The organism is Mycobacterium sp. NGS63, assembly GCF_059812295.1.
The window spans coordinates 89621-108806 of record NZ_JCALCJ010000010.1 but is presented as its reverse complement, the minus strand read 5'-3'; the positions used below and the strand labels follow the sequence as shown (position 1 = coordinate 108806).

The 19186-nt window shown below is 70.7% G+C and carries 17 protein-coding genes; 7 read left to right on the top strand and 10 right to left on the bottom strand.

The window, feature by feature from the left end; all coding sequences use genetic code 11:
• Positions 1-17: 17 nt before the first annotated feature.
• Positions 18-1166: a glycoside hydrolase family 3 N-terminal domain-containing protein gene (locus tag AC5Y4Z_RS22940; protein ID WP_499967207.1), complete on the bottom strand. Its 1149-nt coding sequence runs from the start codon at positions 1164-1166 to the stop codon at positions 18-20.
• Positions 1167-1224: 58 nt separating this feature from the next.
• Between AC5Y4Z_RS22940 and AC5Y4Z_RS22935 the strand changes: the two genes are divergently transcribed.
• The 4 genes from AC5Y4Z_RS22935 to AC5Y4Z_RS22920 all read left to right on the top strand — a co-directional run bounded on the left by AC5Y4Z_RS22935 (position 1225) and on the right by AC5Y4Z_RS22920 (position 7373).
• Positions 1225-1425: a DUF2613 family protein gene (locus AC5Y4Z_RS22935; protein ID WP_499967206.1), complete on the top strand. Its 201-nt coding sequence runs from the start codon at positions 1225-1227 to the stop codon at positions 1423-1425.
• 41 nt (positions 1426-1466) lie between these two features.
• Positions 1467-1640, top strand: a complete 174-nt coding sequence (locus AC5Y4Z_RS22930; RefSeq protein WP_065443914.1) for a DUF2613 domain-containing protein — start codon at positions 1467-1469, stop codon at positions 1638-1640.
• A gap of 49 nt (positions 1641-1689) precedes the next feature.
• Entirely contained in the window at positions 1690-5856 is a 4167-nt protein-coding gene (locus tag AC5Y4Z_RS22925; RefSeq protein WP_499967311.1) for an alpha-(1->3)-arabinofuranosyltransferase domain-containing protein, read from the top strand.
• Between the two features lie 74 nt (positions 5857-5930).
• Positions 5931-7373 (top strand): lipase maturation factor family protein, encoded by a 1443-nt coding sequence (locus AC5Y4Z_RS22920; RefSeq protein ID WP_499967205.1) that lies wholly within the window; start codon positions 5931-5933, stop codon positions 7371-7373.
• A gap of 10 nt (positions 7374-7383) precedes the next feature.
• On the opposite strand, the gene AC5Y4Z_RS22915 is transcribed toward AC5Y4Z_RS22920, so the two are convergent.
• The 5 genes from AC5Y4Z_RS22915 to AC5Y4Z_RS22895 are packed head-to-tail and all read right to left on the bottom strand — an operon-like array spanning position 7384 to position 13252.
• Positions 7384-8913, bottom strand: coding sequence for an HNH endonuclease signature motif containing protein (locus AC5Y4Z_RS22915; protein WP_499967204.1), 1530 nt, complete (start codon positions 8911-8913; stop codon positions 7384-7386).
• Between the two features lie 51 nt (positions 8914-8964).
• A complete protein-coding gene (locus AC5Y4Z_RS22910) occupies positions 8965-10923 on the bottom strand; it encodes a PPE family protein (protein ID WP_499967203.1) in 1959 nt (652 codons plus the stop codon).
• Between the two features lie 48 nt (positions 10924-10971).
• Complete coding sequence (locus AC5Y4Z_RS22905; protein ID WP_499967202.1) at positions 10972-12441, bottom strand: PPE family protein; 1470 nt, start codon at positions 12439-12441, stop codon at positions 10972-10974.
• Positions 12442-12443: 2 nt separating this feature from the next.
• Entirely contained in the window at positions 12444-12752 is a 309-nt protein-coding gene (locus AC5Y4Z_RS22900) for a PE family protein (RefSeq protein ID WP_499967201.1), read from the bottom strand.
• Positions 12749-13252, bottom strand: coding sequence for a hypothetical protein (locus AC5Y4Z_RS22895; RefSeq protein ID WP_499967310.1), 504 nt, complete (start codon positions 13250-13252; stop codon positions 12749-12751). The genes AC5Y4Z_RS22900 and AC5Y4Z_RS22895 overlap by 4 nt, the downstream gene beginning before the upstream one ends.
• Before the next feature lie 66 nt (positions 13253-13318).
• On the opposite strand from AC5Y4Z_RS22895, the gene AC5Y4Z_RS22890 reads away from it, so the two are divergent.
• The gene (locus AC5Y4Z_RS22890) at positions 13319-13756 is read left to right on the top strand and encodes a hypothetical protein (protein WP_499967200.1); all 438 of its coding nucleotides are present in this window, start codon (positions 13319-13321) and stop codon (positions 13754-13756) included.
• A complete protein-coding gene (locus tag AC5Y4Z_RS22885; protein ID WP_499967199.1) occupies positions 13753-14541 on the top strand; it encodes a hypothetical protein in 789 nt (262 codons plus the stop codon). Before AC5Y4Z_RS22890 ends, AC5Y4Z_RS22885 begins: the two co-directional genes overlap by 4 nt.
• A gap of 9 nt (positions 14542-14550) precedes the next feature.
• Here AC5Y4Z_RS22885 and AC5Y4Z_RS22880 read toward each other — a convergent pair whose 3' ends face one another.
• A complete protein-coding gene (locus AC5Y4Z_RS22880; RefSeq protein WP_499967198.1) occupies positions 14551-15705 on the bottom strand; it encodes an NAD-dependent formate dehydrogenase in 1155 nt (384 codons plus the stop codon).
• Positions 15706-15796: 91 nt separating this feature from the next.
• A complete protein-coding gene (locus AC5Y4Z_RS22875) occupies positions 15797-16699 on the bottom strand; it encodes a LysR family transcriptional regulator (RefSeq protein WP_499967197.1) in 903 nt (300 codons plus the stop codon).
• Positions 16700-16766: 67 nt separating this feature from the next.
• Between AC5Y4Z_RS22875 and AC5Y4Z_RS22870 the strand changes: the two genes are divergently transcribed.
• A complete protein-coding gene (locus tag AC5Y4Z_RS22870; RefSeq protein WP_499967196.1) occupies positions 16767-16979 on the top strand; it encodes a hypervirulence associated TUDOR domain-containing protein in 213 nt (70 codons plus the stop codon).
• A 5-nt stretch (positions 16980-16984) separates the two neighbouring features.
• Here AC5Y4Z_RS22870 and AC5Y4Z_RS22865 read toward each other — a convergent pair whose 3' ends face one another.
• Together AC5Y4Z_RS22865 and AC5Y4Z_RS22860 are read right to left on the bottom strand one after the other, a co-directional pair.
• A complete protein-coding gene (locus AC5Y4Z_RS22865; protein ID WP_499967195.1) occupies positions 16985-17470 on the bottom strand; it encodes a DUF309 domain-containing protein in 486 nt (161 codons plus the stop codon).
• Positions 17471-17477: 7 nt separating this feature from the next.
• Complete coding sequence (locus tag AC5Y4Z_RS22860; protein ID WP_499967194.1) at positions 17478-19124, bottom strand: acetolactate synthase large subunit; 1647 nt, start codon at positions 19122-19124, stop codon at positions 17478-17480.
• Between the last annotated feature and the right edge of the window lie 62 nt (positions 19125-19186).

The following is a 19186-nucleotide window of genomic DNA, read 5'->3' as shown; positions in this document are numbered from 1 at the left end:
AACGATGATGCGCGGCCTTAGTGGCCACATGCGCGATTGACACCCTTCATCGTCGCCACCCGCACGACCGACTCGTCGACCGCGGCCATCGTCAGGTCCCCGCCCGTGACCGCTTTCTCCAGGCGGTCCAGGACGGCGGGCACCTCGTCGGTGGTGACCCACAGCGCGACGTCGGTGCCGGCCTGCAAGGTGCGCAGCACCGCCTCCGGCACGCCGTAGCGATCCGAGATCGCCGCCATGCTGGACACGTCGTCGCTGAATACCGGGCCGTTGAAGGGCGGGGCGCCGTAGCCGGTGCCGGTCCGCAGCAGCTGGACCGCGGCCCGGCTCAGGCTGGCCGGGTCGCCGCCGGTCAGTCCGGGAACCTGCAGGTGACCCACCATCACCGCGACCGGCGCCGCGGTGACCAGCGTCCGGTACGGGACCAGGTCGACCTTCTGCAGGTCGCTCAGCGGCGGGGTGACCACGCCGCCGGTGTGCGAGTCGCCGGAGCCGTGCCCGTGGCCGGGGAAATGCTTGAGGACCGGCAGCAGGCCGGCGTCGCGCAGGCCCTGCGCATACGCGCCGGCGTAGGCGGTGACGGTGGCGGGATCGGCGCCGAACGACCGGTCCCCGATCACGCTGTCGTCGGGGGCGTCGGTGACGTCGACGACGGGCGCGAAGTCGATGGTGATGCCCAGGTCGCGCATCTTCTTGCCGCGGTCGGCCGCCATGTCGCGCACCTGTTGGGGCGTCTGCTGCTGCGCCAGCCGCCGGGCCGAGGGGGCCGTCCCGATCAGCGACTTGAGCCGCGACACCCGGCCGCCTTCCTCGTCGACGCTGACGGCCAGCGGCAGCGGGCCCGCGCTGCGCTCGAGGTCGGCCAGCGGGCCTTTGAAGATCGACAGGTCCGTCCAGCCGCCGATGAAGATGCCGCCGACGTGATCGCGGTCGACGACGGCGCGGGCGTCGTCGGCGTCTTTGACCCCGACCATCAGCAGCTGGGCCAGCTTGTCGCGGGTGGACAGCTTGGCCGGGACGCCCGCCGGGTCGGCGCACACCGGCGGCGCGGCCGCCGGCTTGCCGGACGTGGCCGGCGAGGCGCCGGGCCGCGCGGCGTGGTGGCCGCAGCCGGCAACCAGCGCCGAGACGGCGGCGAGGACGGCCAGGGCGCGCGGGAAAGCCATCGGGACATGTTGTCACGGCGGGCGTTTCGTCCCGGGCTCCAGGGGGCATCAGCCAACGATGGCGGGGATCTCGTGGGCCGCCGTGGCGGGCGTCGCGGTGGGAATGTCGATCGGTGCCGCGGCGGTCGGCGTCACGGTGGCGGTCGAGGGTGAGCCCGCTGCGCCGGCGCACCGCCCGCCGGCCCCGCGCACCCTGCCGGCGCCGTACCTGGTGAACTACGGCGACCGGTGTTTCCACGGGCATTGCCTGCCTTGGTAGGGCCGACTGCTAGGTTGGCGCTAGGTCGAAAGGAGCCCCCGATGAACCGGATCATTGCGCCCGCCGCCGCGAGCGTGGTGGTTGGTCTGCTGCTGGGCGCTGCCGCGATCTTCGGGATCACCTTGATGGTGCAGCAGGACACGAAGCCGCCACTTCCCGGGGGCGATCCGCAGTCGTCAGTGCTCAACCGGGTCGAGTACGGCAACCGTAGCTAGCCGGGCGGGCTTCCGGGCCGACGCGCCGGCCTGCTCGCCTGCAGCGCCACTGTCACGCCGGTGGTTGTGGGTGGTCGGCGCCGCCGCGCTGGCGCTGGCCTTCGCGCAGTCCCCCGGCCAGGTCTCCCCCGACACCAAACTCGACCTCACCGCCAACCCGCTGCGCTTTTTGGCCCGCGCGACGAACCTGTGGAACAGCGAACTGCCGTTCGGGCAGGCGCAGAACCAGGCCTACGGCTACCTGTTTCCGCACGGCACCTTCTTCCTGGTCGGGCACGCGCTGGGCGTGCCGGGGTGGATCACCCAGCGGCTGTGGTGGGCGCTGCTGCTCGCCGTGGGCTTCTGGGGGTTGCTGCGGGTGGCCGAAACGCTGGGGATCGGCAGCCCGGCGTCCCGGGTGATCGGCGCGTCGGCGTTCGCGCTGTCGCCGCGGGTGCTGACCACGCTCGGGTCGATCTCGTCGGAGACGCTGCCGATGATGTTGGCGCCGTGGGTGTTGCTGCCGACGATCCTGGCGTTACGGGGGGCTTCGGGCAGGAGCGTGCGCGCCCTGGCCGCCCGGGCCGGTCTCGCCGTGGCGCTGATGGGCGCGGTCAACGCCATTGCGACGCTGGCCGGCTGCCTGCCCGCGGTGATCTGGTGGGCGTGCCACCGGCCCAACCGGTTGTGGTGGCGCTACACGGCGTGGTGGCTGTTGTCCCTGGTGTTGGCCACGCTGTGGTGGGTGGTGGCGCTGGTGTGCCTGCGCCACGTCAGCCCGCCCTTCTTGGACTTCATCGAATCCTCCGGCGTGACGACGCAGTGGTCGTCGCTGACCGAGATCCTGCGCGGCACCGACGCGTGGACCCCCTATGTGGCGCCGACGGCCACCGCCGGCGCGCCGCTGGTGACCGGGCCGGCGGCCATCCTGGGCACCTGCCTGGTCGCGGCGGCCGGGCTGGCCGGGCTGGCCGGCTCGGGGATGCCGGCGCGCGGGCGGCTGGTGACGATGCTGCTGGTCGGCGTGGTGTTGATGGCCGCGGGCTACAGCGGCGGCCTCGGCTCGCCGGTGGCGCATGCGGTCCAGGCGTTCCTGGACGCCGCCGGCGCGCCGGTGCGCAACGTGCACAAGCTGGGCTCGGTGATCCGGATACCGCTGGCGCTGGGCATCGCGGCGCTGCTGGGCCGCGTGCCGATGACGCTTCGTGCGGTCGCCCACCTGGAGCGCGACAGGCGGGTCGCGGTGACGGTCGTGGTCCTGGCGGCGCTGGCGGTCAGCACGTCGCTGGCGTGGACCGGCCGGCTCGCCCCGCCGGGCGCGTTCGGCGCGATCCCGGGGTACTGGCACGAAACCGCCGACTGGCTCACCGAGCACAACACCGGAACGCCCACGGCCGGAAGGGTTCTCGTGGTCCCGGGCGCCCCGTTCGCCACCCAGGTGTGGGGCACCAGCCACGACGAGCCGCTGCAGGTGCTGGGCAGCAGCCCGTGGGGGGTGCGCGACTCGATCCCGTTGACCCCGCCGCAGACCATCCGTGCGCTCGACTCGGTGCAGCGCCTGTTCGCCGCCGGCCAGCCGTCGGTCGGGATGGCCGATACCCTTGCCCGCCAAGGCGTCTCGTATGTCGTGCTGCGCAACGACCTGGACCCCGAAACGTCGCGCTCCGCGCGCCCGATCCTGGTGCACCGCGCGATCGAGGGCTCGCCGCGGCTGCAGAAGGTGGCGCAGTTCGGTGCGCCGGTGGGACCCGGCACACTGGCGGGTTTCGTCGCCGACGGCGGGCTGCGGCCGCGGTATCCCGCGGTGGAGATCTACCGGGTCGCGTCTTCCGGCGATCCCGGCGCGCCGTACTTCGTCGACGCCGACCGGCTCGCCCGGGTCGACGGCGGGCCGGAGGTGCTGCTGCGGCTCGACGAGCGGCGGCGGCTGCTGGGCCAGGCGCCGCTGGGGCCGGTGCTGATGACGGCCGATGCGCGCGGCGCCGGGCTGGCGGCCCCGCTCGTCACCGTCACCGACACCCCGGTGGCCCGCGAGACCGACTACGGCCGCGTCGACCAGCATTCGTCGGCCATCCGCGCCGCCGGCGACGCCCGGCATACCTACAACCGGGTGCCCGACTACCCGGTCCCGGGCGCCGACACGGTGTTCGGCGGCTGGAACGGGGGCCGGATCACGGTGTCGAGCTCCTCGTCGGACTCCACCGCGATGCCCGACGTCGCACCGGCGGCGTCTCCGGCCGCCGCGATCGACGGCGACTCGGGGACCGCGTGGGTGTCCAACGCGCTGCAGGCCGCCGTCGGTCAGTGGCTGCGCGTGGATTTCGATCATCCGATCAGCAACGGCTCCCTCACCATCACGCCCAGCGCGACCACCGTCGGCGCCCAGGTGCGCCGCATCCTGATCGAGACCGCCAACGGCAGCACCACCCTGCGCTTCGACGAGCCGGGCAAGCCGCTCGCGGTGGCGCTGCCCTACGGCGAAACCCCGTGGGTGCGCATCACCGCCGCCGGCACCGACGACGGGTCCCCCGGGGTGCAGTTCGGCGTCACCGACCTGTCGATCACCCAGTACGACGCGTCCGGGTTCGCCCACCCCGTCAACCTGCGGCACACCGCGCACGTGCCCGGGCCGCCGCCCGGCTCGGCGGTCGCGGCCTGGGATCTCGGCTCGGAACTGCTGGGCCGGCCGGGCTGCGCGCCCGGGCCCGACACCGTGCGGTGCGCGGGGTCGATGGCGCTGGCGCCCGAGGAACCGGTCAACTTCAGCCGCACCCTGACCGTGCCGTCCCCGGTGTCGGTGACGCCGACGGTATGGGTGCGCCCCCGGCAGGGGCCCAAGCTGGCCGACCTGGTCGCCGAGCCGAATACCACCCGGGCCCACGGTGATTCCGACGTCGTCGACATCCTCGGCTCGGCGTACGCGGCCACCGACGGCGACCCGGCCACCGCCTGGACGGCGCCGCAGCACGTCGTGCAGCACAAGTCCCCGCCGACGCTGACCCTGACGCTGCCGCGGGCCACCGAGGTCACCGGGGTGCGCGTGGTGCCCAGTCGGTGGGCGTTGCCGGCGCACCCGACGGTGGTGGCCGTCAACCTGGGCGACGGCCCGCAGGTGCGGGCGGTGAAAAAGGGTGAGCCGCAGACGCTTTCACTCAAACCGCGGGTCACCGACACCGTCAGCATCAGCCTGCTCGACTGGGAAGACATCATCGACCGCAACGCCCTGGGTTTCGACCAGCTCAAGCCGCCGGGGCTGGCCGAGGTCGCGGCGCTCGGCGCCGACGGCAACCCGATCGCGTCCGCCGACGCCGGCCGCAACCGATCGCGGGAGATCACCGTCGGTTGCGACGGTGATGTGCGCGGACCGGTCATCGCGGTCGCGGGCCGGTTCGTGCACACCTCCATCCGCACCACCGTGGGCGCGCTGCTGGACGGCGAACCCGTCGCCGCGCTGCCGTGCGAGCGCGACCCGATCGCGTTGCCGGCGGGCAGCCAGGAGCTCTTGATCAGCCCGGGCGGGCAGTTCATCGTCGACGGGGCCCAGCTGTCGACCCCGGCCGGCGCCCAGGTCCCCAACGCCGATCCCGTTGCCGCCCAGACCGGGGCGTGGGGTCCGAGCCGCCGCGAGGTGCGGGCGCCCGCGTCGTCGACCCCCCGGGTGCTGGTCATCCCCGAGAGCATTAACCCCGGGTGGGTGGCCCGCACCGGCACCGGGGCCCGTTTGACGCCGGTGGCCGTCAACGGGTGGCAGCAGGGCTGGGTCGTGCCGGCGGGCGATCCGGGGACCATCATCCTGACCTTCGCCGACAACTCCCTGTACCGCGCGGGCTTGGCGGTGGGGCTGGCGTTGCTGCCGCTGCTGGCGTTGCTTGCGTTGTGGCGCACGCGGCGCGGGGGTGGCGACGACGTACCGGCCCGACCGTGGGCGCCGGGCCGCTGGGCCGCGGTCGGCGTGCTGGCGGCCGGGGCGGTCGTCGCCGGCGCGACGGGCGTCGTCGTCGTCGGCGCCGCCCTGGGAATGCGGTATGCGCTGCGTCGTCGCGGGCGGGGCGACGCACTGCTCGTCGCGCTGAGTGCGGGCGGGCTGATCCTGGCCGGGGCAGTGCTGTCCCGGCACCCGTGGCGGTCGGTCGACGGTTACGCCGGGCATTCGGCGACCGTGCAGCTGCTGTCGCTGATTTCGCTTGCGGTGCTTGCTTCTTCGGTGGTGATGGCGGCGCGTCCGCGCGACGAATGACGGCCGGGGTGTTGGCTGGCGGGTTTCCTGCTGGTTGACTGGAGACACGGCTCGGTGCCCGAGGAGTTGCGGCCATGGGATGGTTTTCGGCACCCGAATACTGGCTGAGCAGGCTGGTGTTGGAGCGCGGCGTCGCGGCGATCTATGTGTTCGCGTTCGTCGCGGCCGCTCTGCAGTTCCGGGCACTCATCGGCGAGCACGGGATCCTGCCGATACCGCAATACCTGGCCAGGCAGTCGTTTTGGCGGGCGCCGAGCCTGTTTCACCTGCGCTACTCCGATCGGCTGTTCACCGGGGTGTCCTGGCTCGGTGCGGCCCTGTCGGCCGCCATAGTCGCCGGGGCCGCGGACCTGGTGCCGCTATGGGCTTCGATGCCGATCTGGCTGACGCTGTGGGTGCTCTACCTGTCGATCGTCAACGTCGGGCAGACCTGGTACGGGTTCGGCTGGGAATCGCTGCTGCTGGAGGCGGGCTTCCTGATGGTCTTTCTCGGCAACGACGACGTGGCGCCGCCGGTGCTGACGCTGTGGATGGCGCGGTTGCTGCTGTTCCGGGTGGAGTTCGGCGCCGGGCTGATCAAACTGCGCGGCGACCCGTGCTGGCGCGACCTGACGTGCCTGTATTACCACCACGAGACCCAGCCCATGCCGGGGCCGTTCAGCTGGTTCTTCCATCACCTGCCCAAGCCGCTGCACCGCGTCGAGGTGGCGGGCAACCATTTCGCCCAGCTGATCGTGCCGTTCGGGTTGTTCGCCCCGCAGCCGGTGGCCAGCGTGGCGGCGGCGATCGTCGTGGTCACCCAGCTGTGGCTGGTGGCCTCGGGCAATTTCGCCTGGCTCAACTGGGTGACGATCGTGCTGGCGTTCAGCGCTATCGACGATTCCACGCTGCTTTTCGTGCCGTCACATCCGGTGTGGTCGGCGCCGCCGGTGTGGTTCGCGGGGCTGGTGATCGCTTTCGCCGCTTGCGTGTTGGTCATGACCTACTGGCCGGTGCGCAACATGCTCTCGTCGCGCCAGCGAATGAACATGTCGTTCAACCCATTTCATCTGGTGAACACCTACGGTGCGTTCGGCAGCATCGGCCGAGTGCGCCGCGAGGTGGTGATCGAGGGCACCGACGAGATGCGCATCACCCGCGAAACGGTCTGGAAGGAATACGAATTCAAGGGCAAGCCCGGGGGGTTGCGTCGATTGCCGCGACAGTGGGCGCCCTACCACCTGCGCCTGGATTGGCTGATGTGGTTCGCGGCCATCTCGCCCGGCTACGCGCAACCGTGGCTTCGGCCGTTCATGCAGCGGTTGCTGCGCAACGACCGGGCGACCCTGCGACTATTGCGGCACAACCCCTTTCCGGTTTCGCCGCCGCGGTACGTGCGCGCGCAACTCTACGAGTACCGGTTCACCACCCTTGCCGAGTTACGGCGCGACCGCGCCTGGTGGCATCGCGAGCTGGTGGGCGGGTACGTGTTCCCCATGTGGCAGAGCGACGTCCCGGCGGCGGGGGGGTTGCTGTGAGCCGCGCAGCCTAGAACGGCGGCGGCTCGTCGTCGTCGTCGGTGCCGGGTGGGACGGGGTCAAAGTAGCTGGGCCATGCGACCCGGCGGGCTTGGCGGGCTTGGCGGTTGTGGTTGCGTTCGGTGGCCACCCGGGTGGCGCGGTCTTGGGCGCGGGTGCGCCGCCGGCGCGGCATCATCGCGGTGCGCTCGGCGCAATAGTCCTGCGGCGGCAGGTCGACTTCGGGGGCGGGCATCCCACCGGCGGCGCGGCACAGGCTGGGGAACAGCAGCGCACTGCCCGGGGTGGTGACGTAGGTGTGCCCGGACGGGGCGGTCACGATCAACGTCCCATCGGCCAGCTGCTTTTCGGTCCAGCCCAGGAACGTCTTGATCAAGTGGTGCAGCGGGCAGTAGCACTTGAGGTTGGCGGCATGGGTGGGCCCGCCCTGGGCGTAGGGGATCGTGTGGTCGAGCTCGCAGTCGACGGCGGGGCGGTCGCAGCCGGGAAAGCGGCACGTCAAATCCCGGCACCGCACGAAATCGGCCAACGCCTTCGAGGGCACGTAGCCCTTCTCCGGCGGGGCGTCGCACGGGTGAAACAACGGCATCAGCTTGGCCGACTTGGCCAGCTCGGCCACCACCTCGGGCGGGATCAACCCATCAGCACCCCACTCCGAACCCGGGGTGTCGCCGCTGCCCTCGACGGTGGCCGGATCGGCGATCACGTGGATGGCCACCGGGCTGGCCGCGCGGCGGGTGCCGGCGGCGCAATCGGTGCGCCCGCAGCGACATCCCAGCCGATCCGCCCCGGCCGCCAACGCGCCCAGCGCATCAGCGCGGCGCTGCTCACGGCTGCGCGGGTCATGCGCGCACACCGTGGCGGCCAAGGCGTCCAGGCGCTGGTCCAAGGCGTGGGCATCCACGCTGAACAGGCTGCCCGAAATGTCGGCCAGACCATCGCCGACATCGCCGATCCACACCTGGCGATCAACCTGGCGCTCAGCGCGGCGGCGCACCGCATCGCGGTCGGCCTTGGCCACGATCTTGTCTACCTGCCCGGCCAGCCGGCCCTGCGTCATCGACGGCCAGCGCGCCACATTGGCCGCCAACTGCGCATCGACCTTGGCCAGCACGTCGGGGTCGACGATCAGATCGGTGCGATATACCAGGGTTTGAAACATCCGGTAGTCGATGTCGCCGGCCCGAAACACATCGGCGGCCTTCGGCAGGCGCTCGCGCATCGCCCGCGCATAATGCAACCGGCTGCCCGCCAGCCCCTGACTGATCCGCAACGCCGCGGCCACCTCGGCGGCCACCGCCGCCATCGTGTCGATCGCCCAACTCTCGTCCTCGCCACAGCGCGAAAGCCGATACCCGAACAACTCCCCGATCGCCGCCAACTGCGCAGCAGCCTCCCGGTTCTCCGCCCGCGCCGCCGCCGCGATCCGATTGACCAACGCCGACGACTCCGCCGTCGTCGACGGATAACGGCGCTCGATCATCTCGTCCATCCGCGCGATCGCCTCAGCGCGCGACTCCGAACCCGACGTATCGAACATACGTTCGAGTATAGCAGGCGCCGGCGACCCATGGGCCCGCAGGCAGGTTCGTCAGCTGTAGAGGCCCGATTGGCCCGTGCCCTTGTGGAAGCCGCCGGAGTTGGAGGAGCCCTGGTTGTAGATGCCCGAGTCCTGGAATCCCGAGTTGTTGAAGCCGACGCTGCTGCCGTCGCCGGTGGCGTTGCCGCCGGAGTTTCCGAAGCCGGTGTTCTGGAAGCCGTAGTTGAGGTAACCGACGTTGCCCATGCCGGTGTTCGCGATGCCCACGTTGCCGGTCTTGCCGCTGGTGTTGTAGAAGCCGGCGGTGGTCCCCTTACCCACGCCACCACCGCCGCCTCCTCCGCCACCCCCACCTCCGCCGCCGCCGCTCAGGTTGTTGAACGCGCCGGAGGTGTGGCCGCCGTTGCTGGCGTTGAAGAAGCCCGAGCTGCTCGAGCCGGTGTTGCCGTAGCCGGAGTTGACGGCGTTGACGTTGGTGGCGCTGCCGAAGCCGGTGTTGACGTTGCCCGCGTTGAGGCCGCCGGTGTTGGTGTCGCCGGCGTTGCCGAAGCCCGTATTCACGTTGCCGGAGTTGAAGAACCCGGTGTTGCCGCCGAACCCGGCGCCGGAGTTGTAGCTGCCGAAGTTGAGGCCGGCACCGGAGTTGAAGGCACCGACGTTCTGCCCGGCTCCGGAATTGAAGCTGCCCGCGTTGTGGCCGAGGCCCGAGTTGAATAACCCGAAGTTGCTGCCGGCGCCGGAGTTGAACATGCCCATGTTGAGGGTGCTGGAGTTGCCGAGGCCGGTGTTGATGTTTCCGGCGTTGAAGGCGCCGGTGTTGGTATTGCCGGAGTTTCCGAAGCCGAAGTTGCCGACGCCGGAATTGCCGAAGCCGGTGTTGTGGCTCCCGGAGTTGAAGAACCCGATGTTGTTGGTGCCTGAGTTCCCGAAGCCGATGTTGCCGCTGCCCGAGTTCAGCCCGCCCCAGTGGAACTGGCCGGTCGTCCGGTCGAAGTAGAGGTTCCCGACGCCCACCTTGTTGTCGCCGGTGAGACCGAAGCCGACGTCGCCGTTGCCGGTGTTGCCCGCACCGACGTTCGCGTTGCCGACGTTGCCGCTGCCGAAGTTGCCGCTGCCGATGTTGCCGTTGCCGAAGTTGCCGGCGCCGGTGTTTCCCGAACCGACGTTGGAGTCGCCTCTGTTGCCGCCGCCGAAGTTCATGTTGCCGGCGTTGCCGGAACCCAGGTTGAGGTTGCCGGTGTTGCCCGACCCCAGGTTTTGGTTGCCGGTGTTGCCCGAGCCCAGGTTTTGGCTGCCGGTGTTGCCCGAGCCCAAGTTCGTCGCACCGGTATTGCCGCTACCGAGGTTGGTGTCGCCGTGATTCCCCGACCCGACGTTGTTGTTGCCCGTGTTGCCCATGCCCGCATTGCCGTCGCCGTGGTTACCGGAGCCGAGGTTGAGGCTGCCGTTGTTGCCGACACCGAGGTTGATGCCCAGCGCCTGGGCCGCCGCGGCCGGCAGTTGCTGCCACGACGACAGCTGTGCGGCCACCGCCGACGCCCCCGCGTGGTAGTCCACCATCGCCGACACGTCCTGAGCCCACATCGCCTCGTACTCGGACTCCGCGGTCGCGATCGCCGGCGCGTTCTGCCCGAAGAGATTCGACATCACCAGCGACACCAGCCGGGAACGGTTGGCCGACACCAGCATCGGGTGGACCGTCGCGGAAAACGCGGCCTCGTAGGTTGCCGTCATCGCGCGCGCCGACGCGGCCGCCGTCTCGGCGCGCGCCGCGGCGGCACCCAGCCACGCGGTGTACGGGGTGGCGGCGTTCGCCATCGCCGTGGCCGCCGCGCCTTGCCACCCCTGCCCGACGAGTCCCGAGGTCACCGAACCGAATGACGCTGCCGCCGAGCCCAATTCACCGGCCAGCCCGTCCCAGGCCACCGCCGCGGCCGCCATCGGCCCGGGGCCCGCGCCCGCGTGCATCAGGGCCGAATTGATCTCGGGGGCCCATACGAAAAAGCTCACTGACACGATCCTTCACATTTGGAGGCGGCCACGGTGGCCGCCTGGTGATCACCGCTCATCCGTCCAACTGCCCGGCATCATCGGCAGTTCGGGTCCCCCGCCGAACGCGCCGCCTGACATCGTGGCCAGCCCCGCCGGCCGCGTCCCACTCTCGCGCAGGGTCCCGGCGAAGCCCATTGCCCCCGCGCCGCTTTCGGATTCGTCATCGGCCTCGAGATACTCGTAGCGGTATCCCCGGTCGATGACCGTCTTTTGCCGCCGCGCGGCCCGCGTCTGCTCCCGGCGCGCCGCGGCCTCCGCGTCCGTCGCCGCCGCGGCCGTGTCCGGGGCCGGTTCCGCGGCACGGATGCGGGCCCCCAGCGTGGGCCCGAAGCCGGGCCCGGGACCACCCACGAGGTACGCGAATGCCTCGGCGCCTACCGGCGGCACTGTCACCGCGACCGGGGCGGCCGCGGCCGGGACGGCTGGGGCGGGCGCGGCCGCCGGCGTCGGCGCGGGGGCCGGCGCCAGGGCGGGCGCGGCCAGGAACGCGACCGGCGGCAACTGCGGCGACACCGCGGGGGCGGGAACCACCGGGGCGGGCGCGGCGGGCTGGCCCACCGCCGCCAGGGCCGAAAAACCGGCCAGGCCGCCCAGGTTGGCGACGGCGAGGTTGAGGACGGCCGGCAGCAGCAGCGGCGCGATCTGGACGATGAAGCGCAGCGTGCGCAGCGTCCAGTTGACGACCCGAAAGGTCTGCCAGGCAACGAAATACGAGAGCAGGGCGGGAAGCTGGTACGGATTGGTCAGGACTTGAGGCAGGCTGGTTTGCAGGTAGGCCGCAGCTTGCTCATTGCCGCTGATGAAGTTGGGCAGGTTCTGCAGGTATTCTAGGGCGCTCCAATTGGGTTGGCCCTGGCCGGGAAACCGCTCGCCGTCGGCGCCGAAGATCATCGCCCAGATCTCGGCCGGCGTCGGCAACTGGAATCCGCCGCCGCCACCACCTCCCCCTCCTCCGCCGCCACCGCCACCGCCACCGCCACCGGCCGCCGCGGTTTCGGTGGTGGCCTGGTAGATGCTCATCGTCGTGGCGGCCTGCGTCCACATCCGCGCGTAGTCGGCCTCGTTGACCGCGATCGGAATGGTGTTGACGCCAAAGAAGTTCGTGGCGACCAACACGGCATGGATCGCGTGGTTGGCGGCCAGCTCGGCCAGCGTCGGCATCGCCGCCAGCGCGGCCGAATACGCCCCAGCCACGACCTCGTGCCGCGCGGCCGCCTCGGTGCTGACGGCGCCGGCCAGCTCCAGCCACTGCAAATAGGGCCCATGGGCGGCGACGTAGACCGCCGCCGTGGGTCCCTCCCACACCTGTTGCGCCCCGGCCAGCACCGCCCCGAGTTCGGTTGCGGCGGAATGGTATTCGATGCTCAGCCCGGTCCACGTCTGCGCGGCCGCCAGCAGCGGGCCCGGCCCCGGGCCGGAGCTCAGCAGCGCCGAATGCACCTCCGGCGGGAACGCCATCCAGACCGGCGCGAGCATGATCAGCCGTCGGCGACGAGGTATGTCGAGGCGGCCGCCGCGTCGCCGACGGCGTAGCCGGCGCCGGCCTGTTCGACTCCCACGCGCGCCCGGCCCAGCACCTCGACGCCCCGGGCCGCCGCCGTCTCGTGTTGGCCGCCCTCCGCACTGAGCTGCAGCGCCGCCTGCACCGAGACCGGGTCGGCCCCGGGTGGGAGCACCGCCGAGATCACCGGGGCCGCAGCCGCATGCGCGGCGGCCAGTCGGGCGGTGATCGCCTGCACCGCGGCGCCGGTCGCGGCCAGGCCCTCGGGAACGACTCGCAAACTCATCGCCCGCACCCCTTGTCCGTCGCGCAGGCGATCGCCCAGCCCAGCAGTCCCGCGACCAGCCCGAAACCCAAGTGGAACAATGCTTTTTCGGTCATCCATGCGGAGAACAGGCTCTCGCCCGAGTCGAGCAGCGCGACGAGGTGAATCGGCGCGGCGGCGAGCACCACCAGCCACCGATGCGCCCGCGCCGCGGGCGTCGCGGCCACCGCGTGCAGCAAGACGGCGGCGGCCACGTAGCGCACGCTGCCGCCCGCGCCGGACAGGTGCAGCGCGAGGGTCGCCACCGTCGAGGCCGCGCCCACCGCAACCACCGTCGCGCGCCGGTGGGTGACCAAGGCGACCGCCACCAACAGGCTGAGCCAGATCAAGCCCCGGTGCCCGGGCAGGCTCATCGGGATGCGGACGTCCGCGTACGCCACGATCGCCACCGCCGCCAGCGCGGGAAAAACGACCTCACGAGGGAAAACGCGGTTGACCGGACGGGCGAGGACCGAAGGCATCACCTGCGGAACATTACCCGCATCGCCGCCTTGTATGAGGAGGTTTTCCCGCACTAATTTGTGTACATGCGGTCCAGAAACCACCGGTTGCTCGGCGCGGTTTTGGCCTCGGCGGTGGTCGGCGGCGGGGTCGCGTCGTGTGCGGGCCCGGCGACGGACGGCGCGGGGCCGCTCGTCGTGCGACAGGGCGGGCGTGTCCTCGGCCAATTCACGTTGCCGCAATTGCGTGACCTCCCTCAGGTGCAGATCGCCACACCGCAATCGCGCGGCGCCCAGGTGCAGCGGGGACCCACCGTGCGCTCGGTCCTGCAATCCGCACATGCCGGCGGAGTCGACCGGCTGCGCGTGGAGGGCCGCGACCCCGCGCAAACGCTGACGGCCGCCGAGCTCACCGACCAGGTCATCCTGAACGTGACCAAGCGAAACACGCTCAAGCTCACCGGAACCCAGCTCGGCACCGACCGCTGGGTGCGCGACGTCACGACGCTGGTCGTCAACCCATGACCGAAAAGCGGGCGCTGGACGGCGTGGACCTGCTGATCGGCATCGACGACACCGACGACCTGCGCAGCCCCGGCACGGGCCGCCGCGCGCGGGCGCTGCTGGTCGAGCTCGCCGAGGCCGGCCTGGGCGCCGCGGCCGGGGCCACCCGCCACCAGCTCCTCGTCGACGACCGAATCCCCTACACGTCACATAATTCCAGCGCGTGCCTGGCCTGGCGCAGCGCCGGCGGAGACCCGCGGGCCGTGCTCGACCAGGTCATCGAGCTGTGCGCGCGATACCTCGAGCGCGTCTGCCCGCCCGACGCCGACCCGGGCCTCGTCGTCGTTATCCCGGCTGACCTGGACGGCGCGACCCCGGCGCTGGTGGATTTCGGCCGTCGCGCCAAGCGAGAGGTGTTGCGCACCAACGAGGCCCGGGAGCTCGCGGCATCGCTCGGCGTGCACCTGTCCGGGCACGGCGGCACCCAGGACGGGGTGCTGGGCGCGCTGGCCGCGGTGGGGCTGCACCTGTCGGGCAACGACGGCCTGTTCATCACGCTGCCGGGCCTGTATGAGCTGCCGGGCGAGGCCACCCTCGACGAGCTACGCGGGCTCATCCCCCTCGATCACGCCCGCGATGGCGAGCACCGCCAGCCGGGACCCGGCGAGCGCATCGCGCTGGGCGAGTGGGTGCACCCCGTGTGGCTCGACGGTCAAACCGTCCTGCTGCTCGATCCGCCCATCGACGGCCCGGACGGTCGGCGCGTGTGGCGCACCGCGCCGCGCTCGATCGTCAAGCAGCACTGACGGGCGCGGCTACTTTTGGTAGGACACCGCTCCGGTGCCGGCGAGCTTTCCGCCCTCGACGATCAGGTACTCGGGGCGAATCGGCTTGCCGGCGAACCAGCATTCCAGGATTTCGCGGGTACCGGCGGCGTAGCGGGCTTGGGCCGAAAGCGTGGTGCCCGAAACATGCGGGGTCATCGCGTTACTGGGCATGGTGCGCCACGGGTGGTCGGCGGGAGGTGGTTGCGGATACCACACGTCGCCGGCGTAACCCGCGAGCTGGCCGCTGCGGAGCGCGGCCGCGATGGCCTCGGGGACGGTTTCTTCGGCGCGGGCAGTGTTGACGATGTAGGAGCCCCGCCGCATCGTGCTCAGCAGCCTCTCGTCGAACATCCGGCGGGTCGCGTCGTACAGCGGCGAGTGGACGGAGACCACGTCGACCGCGCGCACCAGTGACTCGACGTCGGGATGGAACCTGACGTTCAACTCCTTTTCGACGTCCGGCGACAGCCGACGCGTGTCCGTGTAGTGCAGGTTGACGTCGAACGGCGCCAGGCGGCGCAAGACGGCGCGGCCGATCCGGCCCGCGGCGATCACTCCGACGTCCATGCCCTCCAGGTCGTAGGCACGCTCCACGCAATCCGCGATGTTCCACCCGCCCTCGGCGGCCCACCGGTGTGACGGGACGAAATTGCGTACCAGCGTCAGGATCTGCATCACCGCGTGCTCGGCAACGCTGATGCTGTTGCTATAGGTCACCTCGGCGACAGTGATGCCGCGCTCTTTGGCCGCCTCGAGATCCACATGATCCGAGCCGATGCCCGCGGTCAGCGCCAGCTTGAGTTTGGGAGCCTTGGCGATGCGCTCCTTGGTCAGGTATGCCGGCCAAAACGGCTGGGAGATCACGATATCGGTGTCGGGAAGCTCGCGTTCGAACTCGGAGTCCGGGCCCTCCTTGTCCGACGTCACCACCAGTTCGTGTCCGCCGTCTGCGAAGAACTCACGCAATCCCAGCGCGCCCGAGACACAGCCGAGCAGCTCGCCTGGAGTGAAGTCGATCCCCGACGGGCTGGGGACGGTGCTTCCGTCGGGATAGTTGTGGATCGTCGGGACGCCATCACGGGCGTACTTCGGCGGGTACCCGTCGACGGGGTCGGGGTAGAGCACCATCACACACTTGGCCATCGGTTCCTCCTCGCTAGGCTCCTTCCAGTGTTGGCCGGCCGCGCGGGCGGCGTCCAAGATGCAGTTCCGACCGGGCGATAGGCCCGGCCGATCAGGCCTGGTCGAGGCGGTCAGCGGCCTCGTGCGCGGCCTGCACCAGCGCCCGGGCAATCACCGATCCCGGCTCCGCAGCGCTGGTGACGAGCGCCATCGGGGCGGTGACGGTCGGGTCGTGCAGCCGCAGCACGGCGACTCCGGCGGGCACCCCGAGGGCCCGAATCCACGTCTGGGGGACGATGCTGGCCCACCGTCCCGCCCCCACATGCGCTAAAAGCGTTGCAATGGAGTCGGTTTCAAGTTGGGGCTGCACGGTGAGACCCCGGGCGGTCAGCGCGTCGTCGATGATCCGGCGGCCGCGCATTCCCTCGGTCAGCAGACACAGCGGCAACTCCAGCGCCTCCGCCCAACTCATGGTGTCCGATTGGCCGGTGAGCAGCTCACCGCCGACGATGAGCGCCTGTTGTTCTTGATACAGGGGGATGACCAGCAGATCGCGGGTGTCCTGTCGATCCGGATAAAGTATCCCCGCATCCAGCTCGAATTGTCCGATGCGTTCGACGATCTCGGCCGATCGCAGGTTCGTCTCCAGCTGAACGCGCACCAACGGGTGCGCCGCGCAGAACGGATCCGTAAGCAGCGCAACGGTAGTGGCGGCGGCCGGCACCACCCCCAGCCGCAGCTCGCCGGTGAGGCCGGTCTGCAGCGCGGTGACTTCGTGGATGAGCGCGTCGTGGTCGGCCAGGATGCGCCGCGCCCAGTGCACCAGCCGCTCACCCTCGGGGGTCAGGCCCTCGAATTTCTTGCCGCGCCGCACCAGCGGCACCTTCAGCTCGTGTTCGAGCTTGCGGATGGCCTCCGACAACGCCGGCTGCGACACGTAACAGGCGCTGGCGGCGCGGGCGAAGTGACGCTCCCGGGCCAGCGCCACGAAGTACTCGAGCTGCCGGAACTGCACGGGTTTATTCGACCACGTCCGCGCCATGATGGATGAAACGACGTACGACGCACGAAGGAGGCGCAGGGTGCCGAAGCACTTCGAGGTCGGAGACCACGTCAGGTGGAATTCGGAAGCGGGTCACGTCAGCGGGGTCATCGTCAAGAAGCACACCAGTGACACCGAGTACAAAGGCCACAAGCGGCATTGCACGAAAGACGACCCGCAATACGAGATCAGGAGCGACAAGACCGACCACGTCGCGATGCACAAGGGCGACGCCCTGGAGAAGATCGACTGACGGGGCTACTCGCCGCCCCCGACCACCAGGCGGGGCCGTAGCCGCGGCGGCGCGATATCGACCCCGGCGGCGAGGTCGTCGATCAGCGCATCGGCGTACTCCACCAACCCGGCGGCGTCGATCGCGTGCGGTGCCGGCCGGTCGGCGTGGGCGAGATGGTCGCGAGCGCGGCGTAGCAGCGCCGTCGCACCCGTGGCGTTGCCCCGCTGGGCGTGGGTGATCCCTACCGCGAGCTGTGTCAGGCCTTGCCAGAGCGCCTTCTCGTCGGCCGGACCGTTCTTCCACGCGGCCTCGAGCACCTCGTGAGCGTTGAACGCGAGGCCTCGATCCAGCAAACGCTGGGCATAGGCGAGGGTTTCGGCCGGCGCCAGCACCAGGTCATCCGGAACCCGAGGAACCCCTGCGCTCCCCGCCGGCAGGGGCCGCCCCAGGGCGTCGCGCGGTCGGGCGCTCCGCGGCCGGCCCGATTCGTCGCGATCACGCTGCGTCATCTCGGAATTACAAGGTCTCGTCCAGCTCGCCGAGCCGATCGGTCAGCCGCAGGTTCTCCGAGTAGTCCACCGGGCAGCTGATCAGCGAGACGCCGTCGTCGTCGAGCGCGGCCTTCAGCGTGGGCAATAGCTCCTCGGCGCTGTTGATCCGATATCCCTTGGCGCCGAAGCTTTCCGCGTAGCCCACGATGTCTGGGTTGGAGAACTTCACGTAGTAGTGCTCGCCGAGTTCGAGGTCCATCTTCCACTCGATGAGGCCGTAGCCGCCGTCCTCCCAGATCAGCACCACCAGCGGGATCCGCTCCCGCACGGCGGTCTCGATTTCCTGGGAGTTCATCAGGAACGCGCCGTCGCCGACGACGGCCAGCACCCGGGCCTCGGGGCGCGCCAGCTTGACGCCGAGCGCCCCGGGTAGCGCAAAACTCATGGTGGACAAGCCGTTTGAGATCAGGCAGGTGTTGCGCTCGTAGGTCGGATACAGCCGGGCCATCCACATCTTGGTGGCCCCGGTGTCGACCAGGACGACGTCGCTGCGGCCCAGCGCCTCGCGGGTGTCGGCGACCACCCGCGCCGGGGCCAGCGGGAAACGCGAATCCTGTTGTCCCCGGGCGAATTCCTCGGCCAGCAGGCCGCAGCCGGGAACCTCCGGCTCGGCCGCGAAGGCCTGGCCCTCGAGCGCGTCGGTGAGCGCGTCGAGCGAGGCGCTGATGTCGCCGACGATGCCGACGTCGACCGAGTAGTGCGCGTCGACCTCGGCGGGGAACCGGTGGATGTGAATGATCTTCTTGTCGGCCTGCGGGTTGATCCGGATGGGGTCGAACTCCTGCAACTCGTAGCCGACCGCGATCACCACGTCGGCGTGGTCGAACCCGAAGTTGACGTAGTCGTGCCGCATGAACCCCAGCGTGCCGATGCTGTTGGCGTGGTCGTCCGGCATGACGCCCTTGCCGTGGAACGTGTTGGCCACCGGGATGCCGAACTCGTCGGAGAACCGCACCAGCGCCGCCGTCGCGTCGCCGCGGGCGGCGCCGTGGCCGGCCAGCACCACCGGCCGCCGCGCGTCGCGCAGGATATCCACGGCCCGCGCGACCTGGCGGGCCGCGGGCGCCTCGGCGCGGACGACGTTGCGCGGCAACGGCGCAAGGTCGTAGTCGGTGTCATCTGCATCTATGTGTTCCGGCACCGCCAGATAGACCGCGGCCGGGCGTTCGCTCTCGGCGAGCTTGAACGCCTTGCGGAACATCTCGGGGATGGCGCGCGGGGTGGGGACGCCGGCGGCCCACCGCGTGATCGGGGCGAACATCGACACCAGGTCGACGTACTGGTGCGATTCCTTGTATTCGCGGTCCTGCCCCACCTGCGCGGAGATCGCGACCATCGGGGTGCTGTTGGTGGTGGCGTCGGCGACGCCGAGCTGCATGTTGATGGCGCCGGGGCCCAGGGTGGCCGACACCACCGCCGCCCGGCCCGTGACGCGCCCGTACATCTCGGCCATGAACGCCGCCGCCTGCTCGTGGCGGGTGAGCACGTAGCGGATGTCGGAGGAGGCCAGCGCCTGCACGAAGCGGATGTTCTCCTCGCCGGGCAACCCGAAGACCACGGCAACGCCCTCGTTTTCCAGGCACTTGACCATCAGCTCGGCGGCTTTGCTCATCCTCGCACCTCCTTCTCGCCACAGTAGTGGCAGGCTGGACAGCGGACGTTCCACAACAAACC